Origin of the sequence: Streptomyces sp. SM10, assembly GCF_002910915.1 — a bacterium.
Classification (GTDB): Bacteria; Actinomycetota; Actinomycetes; order Streptomycetales; family Streptomycetaceae; genus Streptomyces.
The window spans coordinates 21,770-42,067 of sequence record NZ_NEUF01000080.1 but is presented as its reverse complement, the minus strand read 5'-3'; the positions used below and the strand labels follow the sequence as shown (position 1 = coordinate 42,067).

General features: G+C 72.4%; 16 protein-coding genes. 5 read left to right on the top strand and 11 right to left on the bottom strand.

The genetic code is table 11. The features are described from left to right. Positions 1–210: 210 nt before the first annotated feature. On the bottom strand, positions 211–1,263 hold the full coding sequence (locus tag B9S57_RS11285) for a BMP family protein (RefSeq protein WP_103515405.1): 1,053 nt from the start codon (positions 1,261–1,263) through the stop codon (positions 211–213). A 138-nt stretch (positions 1,264–1,401) separates the two neighbouring features. After that, positions 1,402–2,625, bottom strand: a complete 1,224-nt coding sequence (locus B9S57_RS11280; protein WP_103515404.1) for an amidohydrolase — start codon at positions 2,623–2,625, stop codon at positions 1,402–1,404. Between the two features lie 579 nt (positions 2,626–3,204). On the opposite strand from B9S57_RS11280, the gene B9S57_RS11275 reads away from it, so the two are divergent. Next, a complete protein-coding gene (locus B9S57_RS11275; protein WP_181011315.1) occupies positions 3,205–3,972 on the top strand; it encodes a hypothetical protein in 768 nt (255 codons plus the stop codon). Here B9S57_RS11275 and B9S57_RS11270 read toward each other — a convergent pair. After that, entirely contained in the window at positions 3,926–5,623 is a 1,698-nt protein-coding gene (locus tag B9S57_RS11270) for an ADP-ribosyltransferase domain-containing protein (RefSeq protein WP_258036360.1), read from the bottom strand. The genes B9S57_RS11275 and B9S57_RS11270 overlap by 47 nt on opposite strands. Positions 5,624–5,747: 124 nt before the next feature. Here B9S57_RS11270 and B9S57_RS11265 point away from each other — a divergent pair, with 124 nt between their 5' ends. Together B9S57_RS11265 and B9S57_RS11260 are read left to right on the top strand one after the other, a co-directional pair. Beyond that, positions 5,748–6,428 carry a macro domain-containing protein gene (locus B9S57_RS11265; RefSeq protein WP_103515403.1) on the top strand — a complete coding sequence of 227 codons (681 nt, stop codon included), beginning with the start codon at positions 5,748–5,750 and terminating at the stop codon, positions 6,426–6,428. 225 nt (positions 6,429–6,653) lie between these two features. Beyond that, entirely contained in the window at positions 6,654–6,881 is a 228-nt protein-coding gene (locus B9S57_RS11260) for a hypothetical protein (RefSeq protein WP_258036359.1), read from the top strand. Positions 6,882–6,909: 28 nt separating this feature from the next. Here the strand turns inward: B9S57_RS11260 and B9S57_RS11255 are convergent, their stop codons facing one another. From B9S57_RS11255 to B9S57_RS11240, 4 genes are read right to left on the bottom strand one after another with little or no spacing between them, the layout of a single operon-like run. Next, positions 6,910–7,950 carry a hypothetical protein gene (locus B9S57_RS11255; RefSeq protein WP_103515402.1) on the bottom strand — a complete coding sequence of 347 codons (1,041 nt, stop codon included), beginning with the start codon at positions 7,948–7,950 and terminating at the stop codon, positions 6,910–6,912. 11 nt (positions 7,951–7,961) lie between these two features. Continuing rightward, positions 7,962–8,894, bottom strand: a complete 933-nt coding sequence (locus B9S57_RS11250; RefSeq protein WP_103515401.1) for an N-acetylneuraminate synthase family protein — start codon at positions 8,892–8,894, stop codon at positions 7,962–7,964. A 12-nt stretch (positions 8,895–8,906) separates the two neighbouring features. Further along, the gene (locus B9S57_RS11245) at positions 8,907–10,151 is read right to left on the bottom strand and encodes an acylneuraminate cytidylyltransferase (protein ID WP_103515400.1); all 1,245 of its coding nucleotides are present in this window, start codon (positions 10,149–10,151) and stop codon (positions 8,907–8,909) included. A 20-nt stretch (positions 10,152–10,171) separates the two neighbouring features. Beyond that, on the bottom strand, positions 10,172–11,557 hold the full coding sequence (locus B9S57_RS11240) for a DUF6716 putative glycosyltransferase (RefSeq protein WP_103515399.1): 1,386 nt from the start codon (positions 11,555–11,557) through the stop codon (positions 10,172–10,174). 208 nt (positions 11,558–11,765) lie between these two features. Between B9S57_RS11240 and B9S57_RS11235 the strand changes: the two genes are divergently transcribed. Both B9S57_RS11235 and B9S57_RS11230 read left to right on the top strand, forming a co-directional pair. Further along, the gene (locus B9S57_RS11235; protein ID WP_103515437.1) at positions 11,766–12,749 is read left to right on the top strand and encodes a glycosyltransferase family A protein; all 984 of its coding nucleotides are present in this window, start codon (positions 11,766–11,768) and stop codon (positions 12,747–12,749) included. Next, positions 12,746–14,083 carry a polysialyltransferase family glycosyltransferase gene (locus B9S57_RS11230; protein WP_103515398.1) on the top strand — a complete coding sequence of 446 codons (1,338 nt, stop codon included), beginning with the start codon at positions 12,746–12,748 and terminating at the stop codon, positions 14,081–14,083. The genes B9S57_RS11235 and B9S57_RS11230 overlap by 4 nt, the downstream gene beginning before the upstream one ends. Positions 14,084–14,092: 9 nt before the next feature. Here the strand turns inward: B9S57_RS11230 and B9S57_RS11225 are convergent, their stop codons facing one another. The 4 genes from B9S57_RS11225 to B9S57_RS11210 are packed head-to-tail and all read right to left on the bottom strand — an operon-like array spanning position 14,093 to position 20,297. Continuing rightward, positions 14,093–15,193: an acyltransferase gene (locus B9S57_RS11225; RefSeq protein ID WP_103515397.1), complete on the bottom strand. Its 1,101-nt coding sequence runs from the start codon at positions 15,191–15,193 to the stop codon at positions 14,093–14,095. 50 nt (positions 15,194–15,243) lie between these two features. Next, positions 15,244–17,604 (bottom strand): polysaccharide pyruvyl transferase family protein, encoded by a 2,361-nt coding sequence (locus tag B9S57_RS11220; RefSeq protein WP_103515396.1) that lies wholly within the window; start codon positions 17,602–17,604, stop codon positions 15,244–15,246. Continuing rightward, a complete protein-coding gene (locus tag B9S57_RS11215; RefSeq protein ID WP_103515395.1) occupies positions 17,601–18,893 on the bottom strand; it encodes a hypothetical protein in 1,293 nt (430 codons plus the stop codon). The genes B9S57_RS11220 and B9S57_RS11215 overlap by 4 nt, the downstream gene beginning before the upstream one ends. A gap of 57 nt (positions 18,894–18,950) precedes the next feature. Next, positions 18,951–20,297: a polysialyltransferase family glycosyltransferase gene (locus tag B9S57_RS11210; protein WP_103515394.1), complete on the bottom strand. Its 1,347-nt coding sequence runs from the start codon at positions 20,295–20,297 to the stop codon at positions 18,951–18,953. Position 20,298: the final 1 nt, after the last annotated feature.

The window sequence follows — 20,298 nt, the reverse complement described above, 5'->3', positions numbered from 1 at the left end:
TGAAGTTATCGCGCCAAAGGGCTGTCTACACGCGTAGCGCTGCCGAATCGTGAGGCGCAGGCACTCGGCACGGCCGGACTCCTGGTGCGGAGTCGGCGCGGCGGGGCACTGCGAGGGGCACAACTTCTTCGATGAGCACCCCACGGGCCCGGAGCGGCAAGGGTGCGCACTCCGGGCCCACGGGAAACCAGCGCGTGACGACCGGAGTCGTTACGGGGCGGTCTTGACGGTGATCGCGCCGTCGATGATTTCCTTCTTCGCCTTGTCCACGGCCGCGATGACCTCGGTCATCTTGGTGAAGGCCGGGTTGGACATGGCCAGGCCGACACCGTCCTTGTCGAGGCCGTAGCGGACCTCACCGGACTGCGGCTTGCCGTCCTGGACGGACTTGATCAGGTTGAAGACGGAGTCCTCGACGTCCTTGGTGACCGAGGTCAGGATCGACGCCTTGTAGGCGGCGAGCCCTTCCTGCTTGTACTGGTCGGAGTCGACGCCGATGTTCCACTTGCCGGCCTTGGAGACGGCCTCGATGGCACCGGAACCGGCCAGACCAGCCGCCGAGTAGACCACGTCGGCACCCTTGTCGAGCTGCCCCTGGGCGGCCGCCTTGCCGAGGTCGGGCTTGGAGAAGCCCGAGAAGTCCGGCGGCTGGGTCAGGTACTGCGGGAGGACGTTGACCGAGGCGTCGGTGTCCTTGACGCCCTGGATGAAGCCGGCCTCGAACTTCTTGATCAGCGGGGTCTCGACACCGCCGATGAAGCCGACCTTCTTCGTCTTGGTGACCTTGGCGGCGGCGACACCGGCGAGGTAGGAGCCCTGCTCCTCGTTGAAGACGATGTTGGCGATGTTGTCGCCGGTCACCGAGGAGTCGTCGATGATGCCGAAGGTGATCTTCGGGTACTTCGGAGCGACCTTCTTGATGGCGGGCGCGTAGGCGAAGCCGACACCGATGACCGGGTTGTTGCCGGCACGGGCCAGCGAGGTGAGGCGCTGGACCTTGTCCGCGTCCGCTTCACCCTCGGAGGGCTCGGCCTCGGTGCCCTTGACGCCGAGGTCCTTCTCGGCCTTGGCGAGACCGGCGTAGGCGGCGTCGTTGAACGACTGGTCGCCGCGGCCACCGATGTCGTAGGCGATGGCCGTCGTGTCGGCCTTGGAGTCGGACGACGTGCTGCTGTCCGACGACGAGTCGCCACACGCGCTGACGCTGAGCGCGAGCGCCGCGGACATGACGCCCACGGTGGCAATCCTGGTGATCCGGCGCAAGGGAAGGCTCCTTCAAACCTGACCGAAGCGCCTCTTCCGGCGCTGGTTTCGCGGCGATCGTAACGCGCGTAGATGTCAGATAAGAGCCTGTACGGAAGCCGTTATCGGATCGTCGCGAACAGAAGGTGTCCTGTCCGGTTACGAGCCGTTGCCGTCGAGCAACGCGGCGGCCGTGAACAGCTCCACCCCGACCGTGATCGCCTCTTCGTCCACGTCGAAGTTTCCCCGGTGCAGGTCCAGACCGCGGGTGTCGCCGGGAGCCCGGACTCCGAGCCTGGCCATGGCACCCGGGATCTTCTCCAGATACCAGGAGAAGTCCTCCCCGCCCAGGCTCTGTTCGGTGTCCTCGATCGCATACGATCCGCGGCGGATCGCCATCGCGGCGTCGAGGAGACCGATCGTCTCCGCCTCGTTCACCACGGGCGGCACGCCACGGACGTAGTCGATCACCGTCTTCGCCCGGTACATTCCGGCCACCTCGTCGATCGCCGCGTGCACCAGGTCGGGCGCCTGCCGCCAGCTCTCCAGATCGAGGCAGCGGACCGTCCCGGAGAGCTCGGCGTGCTGCGGGATGACGTTGGGCGCGTGGCCGGTCTGGAGCCGGCCCCAGGTGACGGCCATCCCCGCCCGAGCGTCGACCCGGCGTGCGAGCAGCGCCGGCACGTCGGTGGCGACGCGGGCGGCGGCGGTGACCAGGTCGGTGGTGAGGTGCGGGCGGGCGGTGTGTCCGCCGGGCCCGTCCAGCGAGACCTCCAGCCGGTCGCAGGCCGAGGTGATGGGCCCGATCCGGAGCCCGACCTTCCCCACGTCCACCTTCGGGTCGCAGTGCACCCCGATGATCCGCCCGACGCCGTCCAGCACCCCGGCCGCGACCGCGTCGGCGGCACCGCCCGGCAGCACCTCCTCCGCGGGCTGGAAGATCAGCCGCACGGGGCGGGGCAGCAGCCCCTGCCGGTCCAGCTGGCTCAGGACGAGTCCGGCGCCCAGGACGCAGCTGGTGTGGACGTCGTGCCCGCAGGCGTGCGCCCGATCGGGCACGGTGGACCGGTAGGAGACGCCCACCTTGGTGTCCGGGATCGGCAGCGCGTCGATGTCGCCCCGCAGCGCCAGCATCGGCGTGACCCCGTCCCACTCCCCCACGTCACAGACGAGTCCCGTGCCACCGGGCAGCAACCGCGGCTCCAGCCCGGCCTTCTCGAGCCTGGCCTTGATGGCGGCGGTCGTACGGAACTCCTGGTTGCCGAGCTCGGGGTGCATGTGCAGATCACGGCGGAAGGCGATGAGCTCGGCACGCAGGTCGTCGGGCAGGGTGCCGGGCAGGACGGCCTCTGCGTGGGGCGCACGGGACTTCAACTGGTTCACCCAGTCAAGGGTAGGCCCATGGCACCCGCAACTGGCCACAGATCAACAAAAGTTCAGCCGCTTAGAGGAACAAAAGATGACGCCGGAACGTGTGACGCGCGATTCCGATGGGTAAACTCACCCATTTTCCACCGCGATGCCGCGATGCCGGGATGCCGGGATGCCGGGATGCCGGGATGCCGGGATGCCGGGATGCCGGGATGCCGGGATGCCGGGAACGACCGTCCGCCGCCGTGGAAGCGGGGAAGCCGTCCGACAGGAGCGGCAGAGGCCTTCGGGGGTCGCGTCGGGGCGTCCGGGCGCGCCGGCGGGGGACGACCGGCACGGGCCCCCGGATGCCTGGGGGCGACGGGGACGGGTGCGACGGGTGCGACGAGTGCACCGGGCGCGACCGGCGGAGCTGTGGGGCCGGGCGCGGACTCCGCCATACCCCTGAACGAGTGAACGTGAGGTCCCGGCGCTCGGGGGCCGAGCTTCGGGACCCGCGGGTCGGGACGCGGCACGGACAGGCGCTCGCCGGACCTCACCGCATCAAGCAGGCCGCACCGGACCGGTGTTGCGTTCGCATACCGTACGGGCATGTCATACGCGCGCACGCACGGCGGCTATCGCACCGAAGGCCTGTGGGCCACGGCAGGAGTGTCGATCAGCGTCCTGGCCGCGGGCACGGCCGTCGCCCTCCTCGGCATGATGGAGTACGACGAGGACTGCGTGCACGGGCTGATCCAGGGGCCCGGGCAGCTCCACCGCGTGCGTGACCAGGCGTTTCCCCCGGCCACCGTCTGCGAGTTCCAGGGCGGGGACGTGGTGTCCGTCGGCGGGCACGGAGTCCTGGCGTCGCTGCTCTGGTGCAGCCTGCTGGTGTTGGCCGTCTCCCTGTTCCTGGCCCTGCTCGCGGAGTGCTTCGATCCCCGCCCCGGAGGCCGTCTGGTGACGCCTATGTCCAGGACCGAGAAGCTCCGGCGCACGGGGACGGCTCTCACCGTCGCCGGTTCCGCGTTCCTCGTCCTGTACGCACTGGCCGGGTGGAAACTGCTGGCCGGACCGTCAAGGGCCTGCTCGGCGGGCGCGGACTGGGGAGACCAGGCACCCAGGACGCTGGAGTACAGCTTCTTCCCGCCCCAGGCCACCTGTCGGTTCACCAGCGGCATCACGGATCAGCTGAACCCCGGCTGGCTTGCCTCGCTGACGGCGCAGTCGGCCGCTCCCGCCCTGGTGGCCGGGATCGGCTTCGCCCTCGCCTGGTGGCGCTGGGCCCGCGAACGGCGGGAGCAGCGGCTTCCCGCCGCCCCCGGACGCGTCAGGACACCAGGGTCTGCTCCGCCAGCTCCTCCAGCTTCACCGTGAAGAGGCCTCCCCGGTCCGCCTTGACGTCGGTCACCTTGAGCTGCGTGCCCGGGGAGAGGATGTACTCCTCCTCGCCGGTGAAGGCGGAGAAGCTCCGGATGCCCACGGCCCGCACCGGGGTCACCTCGAAGAGCGTCCGCCTGCCGCGGCCGCCGAGGAACGCCCGCGCCACGCTCCGCTCGGACGTGCAGGAGGACACGCCCCACCAGGTCACCGTCCGGCCGAGCGGGTACTGCGCGCGCAGATCGAGCGCGACCCCGCGCCACAACGGCTGCCGGTGAGCGGGAAGCCGGGACACCGCCGAGAACAGGAGCCGTAGGTAGGGCAGGTAGGGGACGACCCGCTCCCGGTCCGGGGAGCGCAGGACGGCGTTGATCTCCCGGTAGAAGGCGGATTCGCAGGTGTAGAGGTGGAGGGCGGCGATGGCGTCGGCGGACAGCTCGCCGGCCGTCTCGTCCGCCCGGCGCTTCCCGAATGCGTGCGAGCGCACGACATGCCCGTCGATACCGGCGAGCAGGGAGGCGACCGGGCCGACGGCCTCCCGGAAGTCCAGGAGCGGGGTGTCGAACACGCCGGTGATCGCGGGCAGGACCAGCCCCTCGTCCTTGACGCTCGCGAGTCGGTCCAGATAGAGCTGGTGCAGCTCCATGGTGGACGCGATGAAGGCGCCCATCCGGTCCGCCAGCGCCCCGCCCTCCCCGTCGGGCAGCCCCTCCCCGGCCGTGTTCCATCCCCTGCTCGGCAGCCAGTCGATCCCGTCGGCTCCCAGCGCGTCGAGGGCGGCGTTCACCGTCCCGAAGTGCTCGCCCTCGCAGAAGATGTCGCCCTGGGCGGCGGGGTTGGGGTGGTCGATGTGCCGGACCTCGACGTCGGGGTACCTCTCCTGGATCCGGAGGACGACGTTCTTCAGGTTGCGCGCGTGAGCCCCCCACCAGGCGAAGACGACGTAACGGTCCTCCTGAGCGGCTCCCTGCTTGGCCTTGAGGATCTCCTCGACGATCCGCTCGACGGCCGGACGCCAGAACCTGGTGTGCTGATCGGTCGCCATCGCCCCGTCGCTGCTGGCCGTGAGGGCCGCGTTCAGCAGCAGCACGCCCTGCGTGAGCATCGCCTGGAACCACTCGGGCGGCTGGACGGTGTCGTGCTCGTCGAGCAGCTTGCGCAGGTCGGCGACCAGGGTCTTCCTGGGTATGCCGTACTTCCACATCGCCGCTGCCTTGATGATGCAGCGGATGCTGACGACCCGGCCGAACTGGCTGTCCTTCCAGTCGTGGAAGGTGTTGTCGAACATGGCGATCCCGGTGGCGCTCTCCGGCCGCGGATAGGGGTTCTGGCCGAAGACGACGACCTTCCACTTGTGCGGCGGATTCGGCTTGAGCGCCTGGAAGGTCAGCTCGCGCACGGGCACGACGTCCGGCCCCCGGCCCGGGCCGATGAAGCCGGCCGCGTCCGGGCGCGCCTCGATGACCGGCTTCAGCAACGGCAGCCACGCCTCGCCGCCGCCCGCGAAGAGTTCGGCCAGGGCCAGGGGGTCGTTCGGGTCGGGCTGCGCAGGGGTGCTGGCATCGCTCATGGTGAAGGCGCTCCGCGGTGTCGGCGTGTCGAGGGCAGGGTCGTCGGTGAACCCGGCGGTGTACGTCCGGGGCCGCATGGGAGGAGTTATATCCCCGGCCACTGACATCGGACGTCGCCAACTCCCGCAGGCCGGGGCGTTGTCAGTGGGCCCCGGTAGCGTTCCGAGGAGTGGATCAGCCACCTCTCGATCGGAGTGAACGATGACCGCGAGCCACGTGCAGTCGCAGCCTGTCCGGGTGGTCCTGACCGACCTGAACACCGCCGTCGTGGAGGCCTGGCGCGCCGCCTTCGCCGATGTGCCGGAAATCGAGATCCGGAAGGGCTCCATCCTCGACGAGAAGGTGGACGCCTGGGTGAGCCCCACCAACTCCCGCGGCCGCATGGACGGCGGGACCGACGCGGCGATCAAGCGGCCCTTCGGCGCCGGTGTCCAGTTGCGGGTGCAGCGGGCCGTCCGGGACGAGTTCGGGGGGACCCTCCCGGTGGGAAGTGCCGTGTGCGTGCCGTCCGGAGCGGTCGAGCCGAAGTTCCTCATATCCACACCGACCATGGAGGCGTCCTCGCAGAACGTCAGCGCGACGCTGAACGTCGCCCTGGCCGGCGCCGCCGCGTTCCAGGCGATCCACCAGCAGAACAGGAAGGCGCCGAGGAGCATCGCGTCGGTGGCGCTCGTCGGCATGGGGGCACGTACCGGCCGGGTGCCGGCGCGCGTGTGCGCCAACCTGATGTGGACGGGCTACACCCTGTTCAACGACCACGCCTTCGCGGACTACGACGACCTGCGCTCCACGATCGTCGCCCAGCTCGACGACCTCGATGCCGCGCCCGCCACGCAGCGCGTCCGCCTCGACCCGGCCAGGCGCACCACCGGCCGCCGCTGAAGGAACCCGGGGAGGCCACCGACCGTTGCCGCACTGCCATGCCCCGGACGGAAGGCGCACACGTCGACCGAGCCACAGCCCCACGCCCCCGCGTCGCCCCTCGTCCACAGGACCGCACGCGGTTTCCGGGTCCGGCGCGCTACGGGGTCGGGCACTCGCACGGGCGACATCCGCCTCGCCTGCACGGAGGACGCCTGCGCACTGCGGGGCGAAAAGACGGTGTTCATGCAGATATTCGGCCACGGCACCACCCTCGACGGGTGCCGCCTCATGCTCAGGAGCGCCCGCAAGCACAGCTGGACGCTGGCCGCGGCCGCAGCCGGATCCGAGTTCTGCATGAAGGACGACGAGGGCAACATCGGGCTGTACGTGATCGAGACGAAGTCGACCGCCCTGCCTGAGCTCGCCTTCCTCATGGGAGACCTGACCGTCTGGCGGAACGCCGACCGGTAGCGCCCTGCCGCGCACCGTCGCCCGCCCTTCACCCCTCCGTGGCGGCCGTCACCCGCCAGGGCGCCAGCCGCTGGACGTCCTTGGCCGTCTCCGTGACGCCGCTCAGGAAGCCCTGGGCGCGCGGGGAAGCCGTGTCGCGAAGCCATTCCGGCGCTATGTCGCACACCGCGACCTTCACCCCCGTGCCGACCAGGGCGAGCGGCAGGGTGTGGACCACCGTGGACGGGAAGCTCACCACCGTGTGGCCGATGGGGCCCCGGCGTGCGATGAGCTCCAGCGGCAGGTCGGGCCGGACGATCTCCAGGCCGGTGGCGGACTCCAGGGCGTGGAGCTTCTCCGCGGACTCGCGCCGGTGGGCGAAGTAGCGGGTCGCGCCGTGGGTGCGGGCGAGCGAGGTGACCGCCTCCTGGTACGGGACGGGGTCGACCACGCCCGTCTCCACCAGGGAGGTGCCCACCAGGTCGGCGCCCTTGGTGATGAGGGGCGGGCCGAAGCGCTCCCGTGTCCAGGCGAAGGTGTTCGCCGTGACCTCCATGCCGGCGGGAGCCTCCACCGGCATCGCCGTGAACACCTCGACCGTGCGGGTCGCCGACGGGGTGAAGCTGCGGCGGGCAGCGGAGGCGACCGGGGCCAGGAGCAGCTCGCGCGGGCCCCCGTTCCCCCTGCGGTGCCAGCGCACCAGGCGTTCACCGCGCGCCAGTTGCGCGACGAACTCCATGGTGGCGGTGCCGTCGTCGACGACCGTGATCCGGCGGGTGCGGACCAGGCTGAGGAGCAGTTGCACGTACCGGGAGAACGGGTCCCCGATGACGATGCGGTCGGCCTTGCGGATCAGTCCGGTCAGCGCGCGCAGGGCCTTCAGAGGCGCGCCGCTCTCCCCGCGCGCCTCCTGCCAGCGGACGGTGATGCCCTCGTCGCGGGCCAGCTCCGCCATCCTGCGCAGCTGTCCGCGCGACATCGGGTCGACCGGGGGGAGGACGACGACCGTGGTGTCGGGTCCTCCCCGGGTGTGGGTCCACTCCAGGACGTTCAGGAGCTGGACCGGGCTCTCGACGAAGGCGAGGTTCACCGGTCGGCCCGTCAGACCGCGACCGGCTCGGCGGCCGGCGCGTTCTCGGTCTCGGCGATGACGCCCGCGACCCGGCGGAGCTTCTTCATCGGGCCGAGCTCCGACTCGTAGACCTTCTTGACACCGTCGCCGAGGGACGCCTCGATGGTGCGGATGTCGCGGACGAGGCGGGTGAGGCCCTGCGGCTCGACGGAGGCCGCCTGGTCGGAGCCCCACATGGCGCGGTCCAGGGTGATGTGACGCTCGACGAACGTGGCGCCGAGTGCGACGGCGGCGAGAGTCGTCTGCAGGCCGGTCTCGTGGCCGCTGTAGCCGATCGGGACGTTCGGGTACTCCTGCTGGAGGGTGTTGATGACCCGCAGGTTGAGCTCCTCGGCCTTCGCCGGGTACGTCGACGTGGCGTGGCAGAGCAGGATGTTGTCGCTGCCGAGGACCTCGACCGCGTGCCGGATCTGCTTGGGCGTCGACATGCCGGTGGAGAGGATGACGGTGCGGCCGGTGGCGCGCAGGGCGCGGAGCAGCTCGTCGTCGGTGAGGGAGGCGGAGGCGACCTTGTGCGCGGGGACGTCGAACTTCTCGAGGAAGGCGACGGCCTCGGTGTCCCACGGGGAGGCGAACCAGTCGATGCCGCGCTTGGCGCAGTGCTCGGCGATGGCGGTGTACTCGTCCTCGCCGAACTCGACGCGGTGACGGTAGTCGATGTACGTCATCCGGCCCCAGGGGGTGTCGCGCTCGATGTCCCACTGGTCGCGCGGGGTGCAGATCTCCGGGGTGCGCTTCTGGAACTTGACGGCGTCGCAGCCGGCGTCGGCGGCCACGTCGATCAGCGCGAGGGCGTTGTCGAGGGAGCCGTTGTGGTTGATGCCGATCTCGCCGGTGACGTAGACGGAGTGGCCGGGGCCGGCGGTGCGGGTGCCGAAGGTGCGCAGGCGGGAGGTGCTCATGGTGGTGCTTCCTTACGTGGTGGGGGCGTCGGGGGTTTCGGTGGAGACGGTGAGAGTGGGGCCGAGGAGCCAGGCCGCGATCTCGCGGATGGCACCGGAGCCGCCGGGGTTGGTGGTCACGGCGCGCGCGGCGGCGCGTACCGAGTCGTGGGCGCTCGCGACGGCGACGGGCCAGCCCGCCAGGCCGAAGCAGGCCAGGTCGTTGACGTCGTTGCCGACGTAGAGCACGCGGTCGGGAGCGATGGACTGCTCCTCGCACCACTGCTTGAGCGCAAGGTCCTTGCGGTCGATGCCGTGCAGGACGGGGACCTGGAGTTTGCGGGCGCGGGCGGCGACGACCGGGTTCTGTTCCGTGGAGAGGATCAGGACCGGCAGGCCGGACCGGCGCAGCGCGGCGACGCCGAGGCCGTCGCCGCGGTGTACGGCGACGATCTCGCGGCCGTCGGCGTCGATGAGGACGCGGTCGTCGGTCTGCGTGCCGTCGAAGTCGAGGACGACGGCGTCGACGTCCGCCCGGGTGGGGAACGGCGACGGGTCCAGGAGGGGTGCGAGTGCGCGGGCGCGGGCCAGGTCGTGAGGGTCGTCGATCTCCAGGACCCGGGCCGGGTCGGTCGGCACGAGCGCCGTGTGGCCGAAGAAGCGGTGGCGGTGGGTCCGGAAGCCCTCGACGTCCATGGCGTACGCGGCGCCGGTCTCCAGATAGTCCTGGGGCCGGTCCTGGCGGCGGGGGCGTACGGCCTTGTCGTGGTTGACGCCGTAGGTGTCGTCCTCGACCGCGCTTCCGTCGCGCCACACGAAGCCGTGGAAGGGGGCGACGGTGACAGCGGTGTCGGCACCCTCGCGGGCGACCGCGGCGGCGACGCCGTCGATGTCCTCCCGGGTGACGAAGGGGCTCGTGCACTGGACCAGGAGGACCACGTCGGCCTTCCGGCCGTGGGCCGCGGTCTCGTAGCTGTGCAGGGCGTGCAGGACGGCCGCCTCGCTCGTCGCGGTGTCACCGGAGATCGCGGCGGGGCGCTGGACGCAGTGCAGCCGGGCTTCCTCCCCCAGGGCCGCAGCGGCGGCCCTGGCCGCGTCGGAGATCGCCGGGTCGTCGGTCGTCACGACGACGTCCGTGACCTCGGGCGAGGCCAGGCAGGCGCGGACCGCGCGGGCGACGAGCGGCACGCCGCCGACCCGGGCGAGGTTCTTCGCGGGCACGCCCTTGGATCCGCCGCGGGCGGGGATCACGGCGAGCACGGTGGGGGGCGGGGTCATGGTTGCTCCTGAATCGGTGGTCACAGCTCGCCCATCCGCCGGATCACGGGGGCGACCCGCTGGACGCCGTGGCGGTAGGCGCCGCGCGCCGCGTTGCGTACGGTGTCGCGGACCGCGCCCCGGAGCCGCCCGGTCTCCTTCGGCGTGACGGCGCCGGGAAGCGGGTGGCCGTCGAGGCCCAGGTGGTGGCGGGCGAGGATGCCGGGGAGGTATCCGGGCGCGGTGACGGGCGTGTAGTAGGGGGCGAGCCGGGGCAGCGGGCCCCCGGCGAGCAGCTCCGCGACCCGGGCGCGGGCGGTGTCGTAGGCGGCGGCGTAGGTGCCGTCGGCGGCGACGCCCTGGCCCGCCAGCCACTCCTCGTCGGGCTCCGGGCGGAGGCCGCCGTCGAGGTGGTCCCAGGACGTGATCAGCCCCGAGCCGATGAAGTGGTGGTTGCCGAGCGCCTCGCGGACGCCCAGGTCGGAGAGGATCGCGGTCGGGATCCGCCGGTGCAGGGACTCCAGCGCGGCGGTCGAGGAGACCGTGACCAGCAGGTCGGTGCGGTCGAGCACCTCGCCCATGTGTCCGTACACGAGGCGGAAGTTGGGCGGGAGACCGCCCGGGATCCGCTCCGCCAGGCGCTGGTAGGGCAGTTCCTCGATGTGCGTGGTGTGCTCGCCCGGCTTGGAGCGCAGCTTCAGCAGCACCTCCCGACCAGGGTGCAGCCGGGCGTGCTCGACGAGCCGGCGCAGCACGTAGGTGCGGTCGGCGCGGGACTCCGGGACGGAGGGCTGGGCGGCGAACACGACGGTTTCGCGGCCTTCCTCGGCCCGGTGCGGCTCGCCGCCGAGGAACGGCAGAGCCGCCTCGGTGACGGACGAGGCGTCGGCGCCGACCCCTTCGTACACCGCACGGAAGCGCTCCCCGTCGTGGCGGGAGTTGGCCAGTACGATGTCGGCCCCGTGGCGCAGCAGGAGTCCGTCGGCGAGCTTCTCGTAGACGACCCCGACATAGCCCGTGACGACGACGGGCCTGCGGGGAAGGTCCAGTGCGGCCAGGCCGTGCAGCATCGCCTGGACCGCGCCGCCGACGAGGGCGAGGACCACCACGTCGGGCGCCTCGTCCCGCACCGTGTGCAGGAATTCGACGGCCGTCACCTCACGCACCCGGTCGGCGTCGACGCCGACCTCACCGACTTCGGCGAGCTGGCGGGGCGTCGGGGTGGCCCGGCCTCGCAGCAGGAGTCCGCTGATCTCCACGGGGCGCTCAGGCGCGCCGGAGTCCGGGACCCCGGCGAGGCGGCGCGCGGTGAGCGCGCCCCATTTCCACCTGGTGTCGGAGTCGGCGAGCACGACTGTGCGGAGCGCCGCACGGTCGGCTGCTGGGGTGGCGGCCGGAGCGGACGCGTCATCGGTACGAGGGGGCACGTCGTAGAAGTTAGAAAGCCATTTCGATCCGCGGCCCAACGCGATGGCAACAGATGGTTAACAGCCGGTCGACGGTTGGGGATTCGGCCCGTTCTTCTGATGAATCGGCCGCGGAATCGGGCCGGTTCACTTTCCGGTTGCGCGTCGTTCACTTCCCGTACGGGCGGTGGACAAGGCGAATGCCGGGGCCGCGTCTAGCGTGATGCGGGTGGTTAAGCTCTCCGTCATCGTGCCGTTCTACAACGTCCAGGCATACGCGCCCGACACTCTCAGAAGCCTGCGGTCCAATACCCGCGAGGACTTCGAGTTCATCCTCGTCGACGACTGCTCGACCGACGGGACCGCGGATCTCCTGCGCCGGGCCCTGGACGGCATCGAGGGGGCGGTCGTGCACCGACACGAACGCAACGCCGGTCTCGCCACGGCCCGCAACACGGGGCTGGACGCCGCGCGGGGCGAGTACATCGCCTTCCTGGACGGCGACGACTGGCTCGCGCCCGGCCACTACGCCCGTCTCCTCGCCCAGACCGAGACCCTGAGCTGCGCGTTCGTGCGTACGGACCATGTTCAGGTCACCGGCACGGCCCGTACGGTGCGCCGCGTCCCGCACGGTCCGCGCTCGGTGGTGAGCGACCCACGGGCGGCGATCCTGCCGGCCGGCCGGACCACGTCGGTGGACTACGCCTACGCCTGGGCGGGGCTCTACCACCGCAGCCTGCTGGACAGGGGGCTCCTGCACTTCACCGACGGGCTGCGCACCGCCGAGGACCGGCCGTGGATCTGGCGGCTGCACCGGGAGGCCGAATCCTTCGCGGTCCTGGGAACGCTCGGCCATTTCTACCGGCGCGGGGTCTCCTCCTCCCTCACGCAGATCGGTGACGAACGGCAGCTGGATTTCATTCGCGCGTACGACCAGGTGCTGTCCGACACCGCCGCGGACCGCGACGCGGACACACTGATGCCGAAAGCGGTGAGGACCTACTGCGCCGTCATTTCCCACCACGTCGGATCCATCGGCAGATACGAACCGGCGGTGGCCCGCACTCTGAAATCACTCGCCGCGCAGGCACTCGGAAGAATGCCGCGCGATGTGCTCGACGACGTCCTGGACTCCATGGACACCGAACGGGCGACCGTGTTGCGCAAGCTGCGCCGCCGGTCCGCCACCACTGAGGGAGCGGCTGCCGCGTGACCACCCAGATCTTGGCCGCTTCCGGCCTCCGCGGCACGGCCGTGCTGGCCGCGGCGGTCGACTCCGGCTGCTTCGGCGAGGCCGACCGCCGCGTCCTGCTGCTCTGCGACACCGCTGCGGTCCCCGAGGCGGTGGCCCCGCTCGACACGGTGCCCGGCTTCGACCGGCTGCGCGCCCGGTTCGACGAGGTGCTCTCGTGGAACGACGCCGTCTTCCCCCTGCACCCGGCCGCCTGGACGCCCCGCCCCGACGACGTGCCCCTGTGGGAACGCCACCTGCGGCGCGCGTGGGGCCTCGGGGACGAGGAGGTCGAACTGGCCCTGGAGTCCCCTCTCTCCGGCCCCTCCCAGGCGCTCGCCCAGATCTTCATGGGCGGGCCCCTGACCGTGTACGCGGACGGCCTGACCGGCTACGGCCCGACCCCCGGCAAGATTCCGCCGCTCATCGGCACCCGCGTCCGACAACTCCTCCACCCGGACCTCCTCCCCGGACTGCAGCCCCTGCTGCTCGGCGAGTTCGACGCCGCGCCCCGCCCGCTGCCCACCGCCGCCCTGCGCAAGGTCTTCGGGGAACTGGCTTACGCCACACCGGATTTCGGCGCTCCCGAGGGATCCGTGGTCCTGGTCCTCACCGAGAAGGGCGTCCTCCCCGCCGCCGAGGAGACGGAGCTCCGACTGCGGACGGTCCGGGCCACCGCCGCGCTCGGCCACACCCATCTCGTGCTCGTGCCCCACCCCCGCGGCTCCTCCCTCTGTGCCCCGGCCGTACGGTCCGAGGCCGCACGCCTCGGTGTCGGAGTGACGGCGCCGGACCCCGGCCCCGGCGTCCCCGTCCCGGCCGAGGTCCTCTTCGAGCGGCTGCGCCCCGCACTCGTCGTCGGCTGCTCCTCGACGGCCCTGCTCACCGCGGCGGCGCACTACGGCCTGCCGGTGGCCAGGACCGGGACCGGCGCGCTCCTGGAGCGCCTGACCCCGTACGAGAACCCGGCGAGGATCCCGGCCACGATCGTCGACGCCCTGCTGCCCGACCTGGCCGGCCCCGACGCCGTGCGGGACGGGGCACCGCTGACCGGCGACGGGGTGGCGAAGGCGCTCGACGGGCTGCTGCCGGCCGTCGCCTTCGCGATGCAGCCGCGTGTCCGTCCGGACCTCCGGCCGGCCGCCGAGCGCTACCTCTCCACCCGGCTGAACGCCCGGACCTGGCGCTATTTCAAGCGCCGCCGCCTGGGCTCGCTGGCCCTCCCCGGCGTGGTCCCCGCGCGCCTCGCCTTCGTCCGCCGGAATGCCACACTGCGCCGGCTGGCCCGGCGCGCCCGCGCGCTCCGGCGTCGCTGACGCCGGGACTCAGCCCAGCAGCCGGGTCAGCCCCAGGCGGGTCCAGAGCAGCGCCGCGCCGAAGGAGACGGCGGCCGTGGCGACGGTGATGCCGAGCACGAGGGCCGCCGCCGCCGGCAGCCCGAGGCCGTCGTCGACCAGGGCGTCGGTGAGGACGCCCAGGACCAGCACATGGACCATGTACGCGCCGAACGAGACCCCCGCCAGCCGGGTCAGGGCGGGGCGCAGGCGCTCGGGGACGTGCAGGCGGTGGAGAGAGAACAGCACACCGGCGCTGAGCAGGGCGACCAGGACGTTCGCGTACGGGATCGTGTAGTGCACCCCGTGCTGGTAGGCGACGACCGCGGCCAGGCAGACGCCCGCCGGGAGCAGCCACCGGAGGGACCGCCTGCCGAAGGTGCCGGCGGGCAGCGCGAGGACCAGGGCTCCCAGGACCGCGTAGATCAACTGGTACGGGCCGAAGCCCCATCCGAAGCGCGGCAGTTCCAGGTCCGTCATCTTCGACAGGTCGCCGAACAGGGTCGGGGCGGCCCCCAGCACGAGCAGGGCGATCCCGAGGCCCCAGGGGCGCTTGCCCGACCTCACCAGGGCGGCGAAGGCCAGGAGCATGATCACGGGGATGTAGGCGTAGAGGTACCAGAGGTGGTAGGCGGGGCGGACCGAGCCGAACAGCGCGTCGAGCGCCAGGTCCCCCGCCGGTGCGCTGTTGGTGGAGCGCACTCTGCCCCAGGCGATGTAGAGCGCGCTCCACACGGCGAGCGGCACCACGATCCTGACGATCCGGCCGCGGAGCTGCCGGCCGTCCCGGACCGGAGCGCCCACCAGGACGACCCATCCGGCCATCGCGAAGAACAGCGGTACGGCGAAGCGGCCCGCCGAGTCCGCCACCAGACCGGCCCAGTAGGTGCCGGGACCGTTCGCGGCCTCGCGGCCCGCGGTGTTCACGAACGCGGAACCGGTGTGGCAGAGGATCACGCCGACGGAGCAGAGCAGCCGCATCAGGTCGATGTCGTAGCGGTGTTCGCGGTGCGGGCGGGGTTCGGGGGCGGGCTGCGGCATGGGCGCGGGGGCGGCCGAGCCGGCCCGGGAGACGGAGGAAGACATGGTCATCGCAGGCTACGAACGGGTCGGGCCGGGGTGAACTCCGGTCAGGTGAACAGTCACTTCGTCCGGGTGTCGGGCAGGTGAAGACCCCGTGCCGGCTCGGCTGCACGGGGTCGCGGGACCTGCGGGGCCGGGCGCGCGGCGAAGGGGTCCGGCAGCCCGAACAGCTCCTGGAGTGCGGTGAGGTTGTCGCGGGTCACCGACCAGAGGTGCTCCTGCCGGCCGTGCACGTCGGCCACCGCCGCCGCGTGGTCGTCCAGCACGTGCGCCGCCCGTTCGGCGAGCCGGGTGCCCAGCGACCGCTCGTGGACGGACACACCCCAGTCGGGGCGGTCGATGTCCGCGAGGAAGTAGGCGAGTTTGGGGTGCGAGACGAGGCTGATGATCGGTGTGCCGCAGCCGAAGGGGATCATTCCCGCGTGCCCGCGCGCGCCGATGACCAGGCGGGTACGCCGGTAGAGCTCGCGGATCCGGTCGTTGGAGAACAGGTACAGCGGCTCCACCGGCAGGGCCGTGCCGTGTTCCCTGCGCAGGTCGTGGACGAATCTCTCGTCGGCCGGCATGTGGGCCGCGTACCGGACCTCGGCGCGCTCGCCGATGGCGCGCACGGCGGCGGCCGTCTCGGCCAGGAAGTGGCCGTAGTCGTGGCCGAAGCGCAGACCGGCCCGGTCGTAGGCGCAGTTGATCAGTACGGTGTCGTCCCGGCCCGCACCGTCGTCGGGTCCGGGGTCGAGGTGGCGGGCCACGGTGGTGGGGCACGGCTGGTAGCGCACCCGCTCCCGGAGCTCCTCGGGCAGCAGTTCCCTGACCCGCTCGACGGAGCCGTGGTTGCGCAGCCCGAAGAAGGACGACTTCGCGACGAGGGCGCGCAGGCTCTCCGCGAAGCGCTCCCGGCGGTAGCGCTGGCCGTCGAAGACGTTGTAGCCGACCGCGAAGACGGCGAGCGGGGTGGTGATCCGGTCCAGGAGGCCGTCGGGGATGTTCCACTGCCAGCCGCTGTTGCCGTTGGGGGCGGTGTCCGGGAGGAAGAGTCCGCCGCCGCCGACCACGATGCCGCGCCGGGCGTTGAGCTCCTCCAGGCCGGGCCCGTCGACCAGCCGGTGCACGGACCGCTCGTGCCAGCGCGCGGGTCCGGTGTCGGGCCCGAAGCACATCCGCACGGCTTCGGGGAGCACCTTGTCGCCCGCGTTCTCCTGGCCGTCGGCGAACAGGGCGACGTGGGCCAGCTGTTCGTGTGCGGCGACCGGGTCCGTCTTCGTCGCGGGGACGGGAGCCGGGCTCGTACGGACGTGCCAGGCATGGCAGTTGCCGTCGGCCGGGTCGGCGTCGAGGCCTTCCCGGGCGTAGGTGTGCGCGTCCTCGTCACGGCCCGTCAGCCAGGCGAGCCGGGCCAGCTGACCGTAGGCGCGGGCGGCGATGTCGGGTGAGACGGTGGCCAGGAGGAGGTGTGCCTCGGCCTCCTCGTAGCGGGACAGGGCCATCAGGCAGATGCCCAGCGTCTCGTGGCAGCGCGGCAGGTCGGGACGGTCCCTCACGGCGGGGGTGAGCAGGGCGACGGCCTCGTCGTAGCGGCCCTGCTGGCGGTGCACCTCGGCGACCCGGCGGACCAGGTCCACCGGCGTACGCCCCCCTTCGGGGAACGGCAGGGCGCAGTGCAGGAGCAGTTCGGGGTGGGTGGGGCCGGGCAGGGCGCAGTAGGCGGCGCGGAAGGCCTCGTCGTCCAGCTCGTGGCGTTCGCGTGCCTCGTGGGCGGGGGTTCCGGGTGCCGGGTCCTCACCGAGGTGGAGGACGACGGTGCTCCCGGGGACGGGGGTGTCGTCCCCCGGCCCGCCGGCCGGGACGTCGTAGCGGGAGCCGAGGGGTTCGAGGACTCCGGCCTCCGTCAGCGCTCGGTCCACCGCTCCCTCGCCGTCTGCGGCCAGGGCGTCCAGCAGCGCGTCCGTCACGTCCTGGCGCTGGATCACCAGCAGCCCGTCGTCGCGTACGGTCCGTTCGCCGCCGGGGCCGGGCTGCGGCACCGCTGCCACGCCGGTGCGGAGGGCGAGCAGCGGGCGGAGGGAGCCGAGGACGACCATGTCGGCGCCGAGGGCGACGACCGTGTCGTAGCCGGTCTCCCGGAAGACGTCGAGGCGGCTCTCCGCCCTCCGCGGGACGAGGCGCGGGTGCAGCCGGCGGGCGGCGTCGAACGTGGAGTCGGGCAGTCCCGGGTGCAGGACGAGGAAGTCCTCGCAGACGGCGGGGTCGTTCAGTGCGAGGCTGCGCAGCAGCACCAGGAGACCGGGCATCCGGTCCTCGTCGGCCCAGGCCGCGAAGGCGATGCTCCGCTTGCCGGTGACGGCGCGCCGGTCGTCGGCGCCGGACGCTGCGCCCTGGCCGCCCCCGGCGGGGCCGGTCCGTCTGTCGGCGGGGGTGTTCATCGGAGTGCGGTCCTCATCTCGGTCTCGTCCTCGTGTGTCGCGCGGGCCGTGACCCACGCGCGCTCGCGCGGCTGCAACTGCCCGGGCAGTCCGAAGCCGATGAGGTCCAGGCGGTCGGCGGCGTCGAGGAAGTCCAGGAGGCGGAGCACGGTGAAGGCGGTGCCGGCCCGGGGCCACCGCTCGCCCTCGCCGAGCAGCGCCGGATCGTCCAGGGGGTGCCGCAGCGAGGCGTCGCCGATGTGGTCCTGCGCGCCGGCGACCAGGCGGGCGCGCAGCGAACGGCGCCAGTGCGACAGCGAGTCGCCGAAGACCAGGCGGGTGCCCGCCGGCCGGTCCCATGCGGGGCCCGTCCACGGAGTGTCGCCCCGCAGCGTGACCGCGTGCAGGTCGGTGCGCCGGGCGGCGGAGGGGACGCTGTCGCAGCGCACCACCAGGTCGTACGCGTCGATCAGCTTCCCCAGCGGACTGCCCGGGGCGCGTTCCTCGTCGGCGATCCGGGGTGCGCCCGCGACCAGGCAGACCGAGCGTCCGGCGACCAGACGGCGCAGGGCGGTGGCCCCGAGCGGCTCGGCGCCGCCGAGCAGGGGGTCGGCCAGCCTGTCGCGGTCCAGCAGCCTGCGGTGGGCGGCGTACAGGGCGGCGAGGCGGCGGACCTCGGGGTCGTGCATCCCGCCGGCCGCGGCGGTCCGCCGTCGCACGGCCTCGGCGAAGTCGGTGCGGGCCTGCCCGGCCGGGGCGTTGTGGAGCGTGCGCAGCCGGGGGCCGTCCTCGCCGGGCAGCAGTCCGGCGGCCTCGTCCAGACAGGCGCGGAGGTCCTTCAGGGTGGCGATCCGGCGCGCGATGTCGTCGGCGGACCGTGGGTTCTGCTGGAGCGTCAGGTGACGCTCGTAGGACTCCACCGCCTCGTCGCGGCGGCCCAGCGCGTCCAGGGCGCCACCGCGCAGCCGCCACGCGCCCTTTGACCGGGGCCGCAGCTCCGTGGCCTCGACGGCGATGCCGAGGGCGAGACGTGTCTCCGCCTCGCCGCCGGCCTCCAGAGCACGCCTGCCGGTGAGCAGCAGGACATCGAACAGGTCGTCCCCGTCGGTACCGCAGGCCCGCGTGAGGCCGCCGATGGCGGCGACGAGCCGGGTCCGGCGGGCGTCGTCCACGGGACCGCCCGTGGCGAGGCCCGCGAGGTAGTCGCCGCAGAGGCGCAGGGCGGCCGTCGGCGCCGGCCGTGCCGTGCCGCCGCCCTGCCCGGCTCTCGCCCGTACCGACTTGAGCAGCCCCGTGAAGGTCTGGCCCATGCTCGTTCCGCCGTTCTGTCATCAGTGGCCGGCCGGGGCACGCGCCCCGGCTCCGGGTCAGAGGCCGAGGCTGCTGCGGGTGCGCCGTACGGTGCGGCGCAGCCGGATCGCCGCTCCTCGTGGGCCGCCGCCGGGCAGGGTGAGCTTCTGCAGGCGGCGCCGCTTGAAGTAGTGCTGCGTGGTGCTGTCGAGGTGGTCCCGGAGCCAGGACTCGGCCTCGGCGCGCAGCGTGGGGTGGAGTCCTGCCTGCATGCAGTAGCCGACCGTCCGGACCAGGGGCGCGAGAGTGCCGGGGGCCGTGGGCGGCAGTTCGGACACCGGTTCGCCTGCCTGCTCGTCCAGGTCGGGCACGAGGTGGTCGACGATCGTCAGCGGGATGCGGTTGCTGTTCTCGTACGGGGTGACGCGGTCCAGGACGAGACGGGTGCCGACCCGTGCCACCGGGATGCCGTAGTAGGCGGCCGCCGTGAACATCGCGGTGGAGAAGCAGCCGACGACGAGCGTCGGCGCGCACCTCTCGTAGAGGGTCTCGGCGAGCAGCGGGCCGTCCATCGTGGTCAGCCGCACCCCCAGCGCGGAGGCGGCGTCGTCGAGGGCGCGGGAGTAGCGGGCCGGTGCGGTGGGGTGGGGCTTGAAGAGGACGGAGGTGTGGCCGGCCCGCGCCGCGCCGCGCAGCATGCGCAGGTGCAGGTCCTCCTCCTCCTCGGCCGTGAGGATGTTCAGCGCGGCGAGGTACTGGCCGAGAAGCACGGCCGTGGGTGCCGCGGCCTCGGCCTCGGCGAGCCCTCGGTCGCCGTCCGCCGCCCCGGCGATCTCCCCGAGGACCTTGCGGAAGGCCTCGTTCGGGACGAGTTCGGGCTCGACACCGGACTCGGCGAGGAGGAGGGGACGGAGTCCCGGTACGAGGTCAAGGTGGAGCACCCGCTGGATCCGGCAGGCGATCGACCGCGGCACCTTGTTGCGGGTCGGGCCGTAGCTCATCAGGCCGTCCGCGTAGACGTGCACGGCGCTCTCGGAGAAGATCGCTGCCAGTGCGCGGGCGGGGTTGACCTGGATGGATTCGACGGCGAGGTCGACGGGCCCGTCGGGGTCGATGCCCCAGGCGAGGCGGAAGGCGCGCTGCCAGAGCTCGGTCTCCTCGGCGCGCGGGCCCCATCCGCTGGGGTGATGGGGGCTGATGGCGTCGTTCCAGTCGACGACGGAGTCGAAGCGGGCGGCGATGTCCCCGTAGCCCCGCATCTCCTCCAGCCGGAGGGCGGTCTCGGGGACCGCCGCGTTGTTGGAGACGAGCAGGACGCGGTGGCTGTCCTGGCCGGGCCCGAACTGGCCGGCGTCCAGCGCCGCGGCGAGTGTGGCCGCCCCGTACAGGGTCGACACCTGGAAGATCTGGGTGCGCGTGGGCATG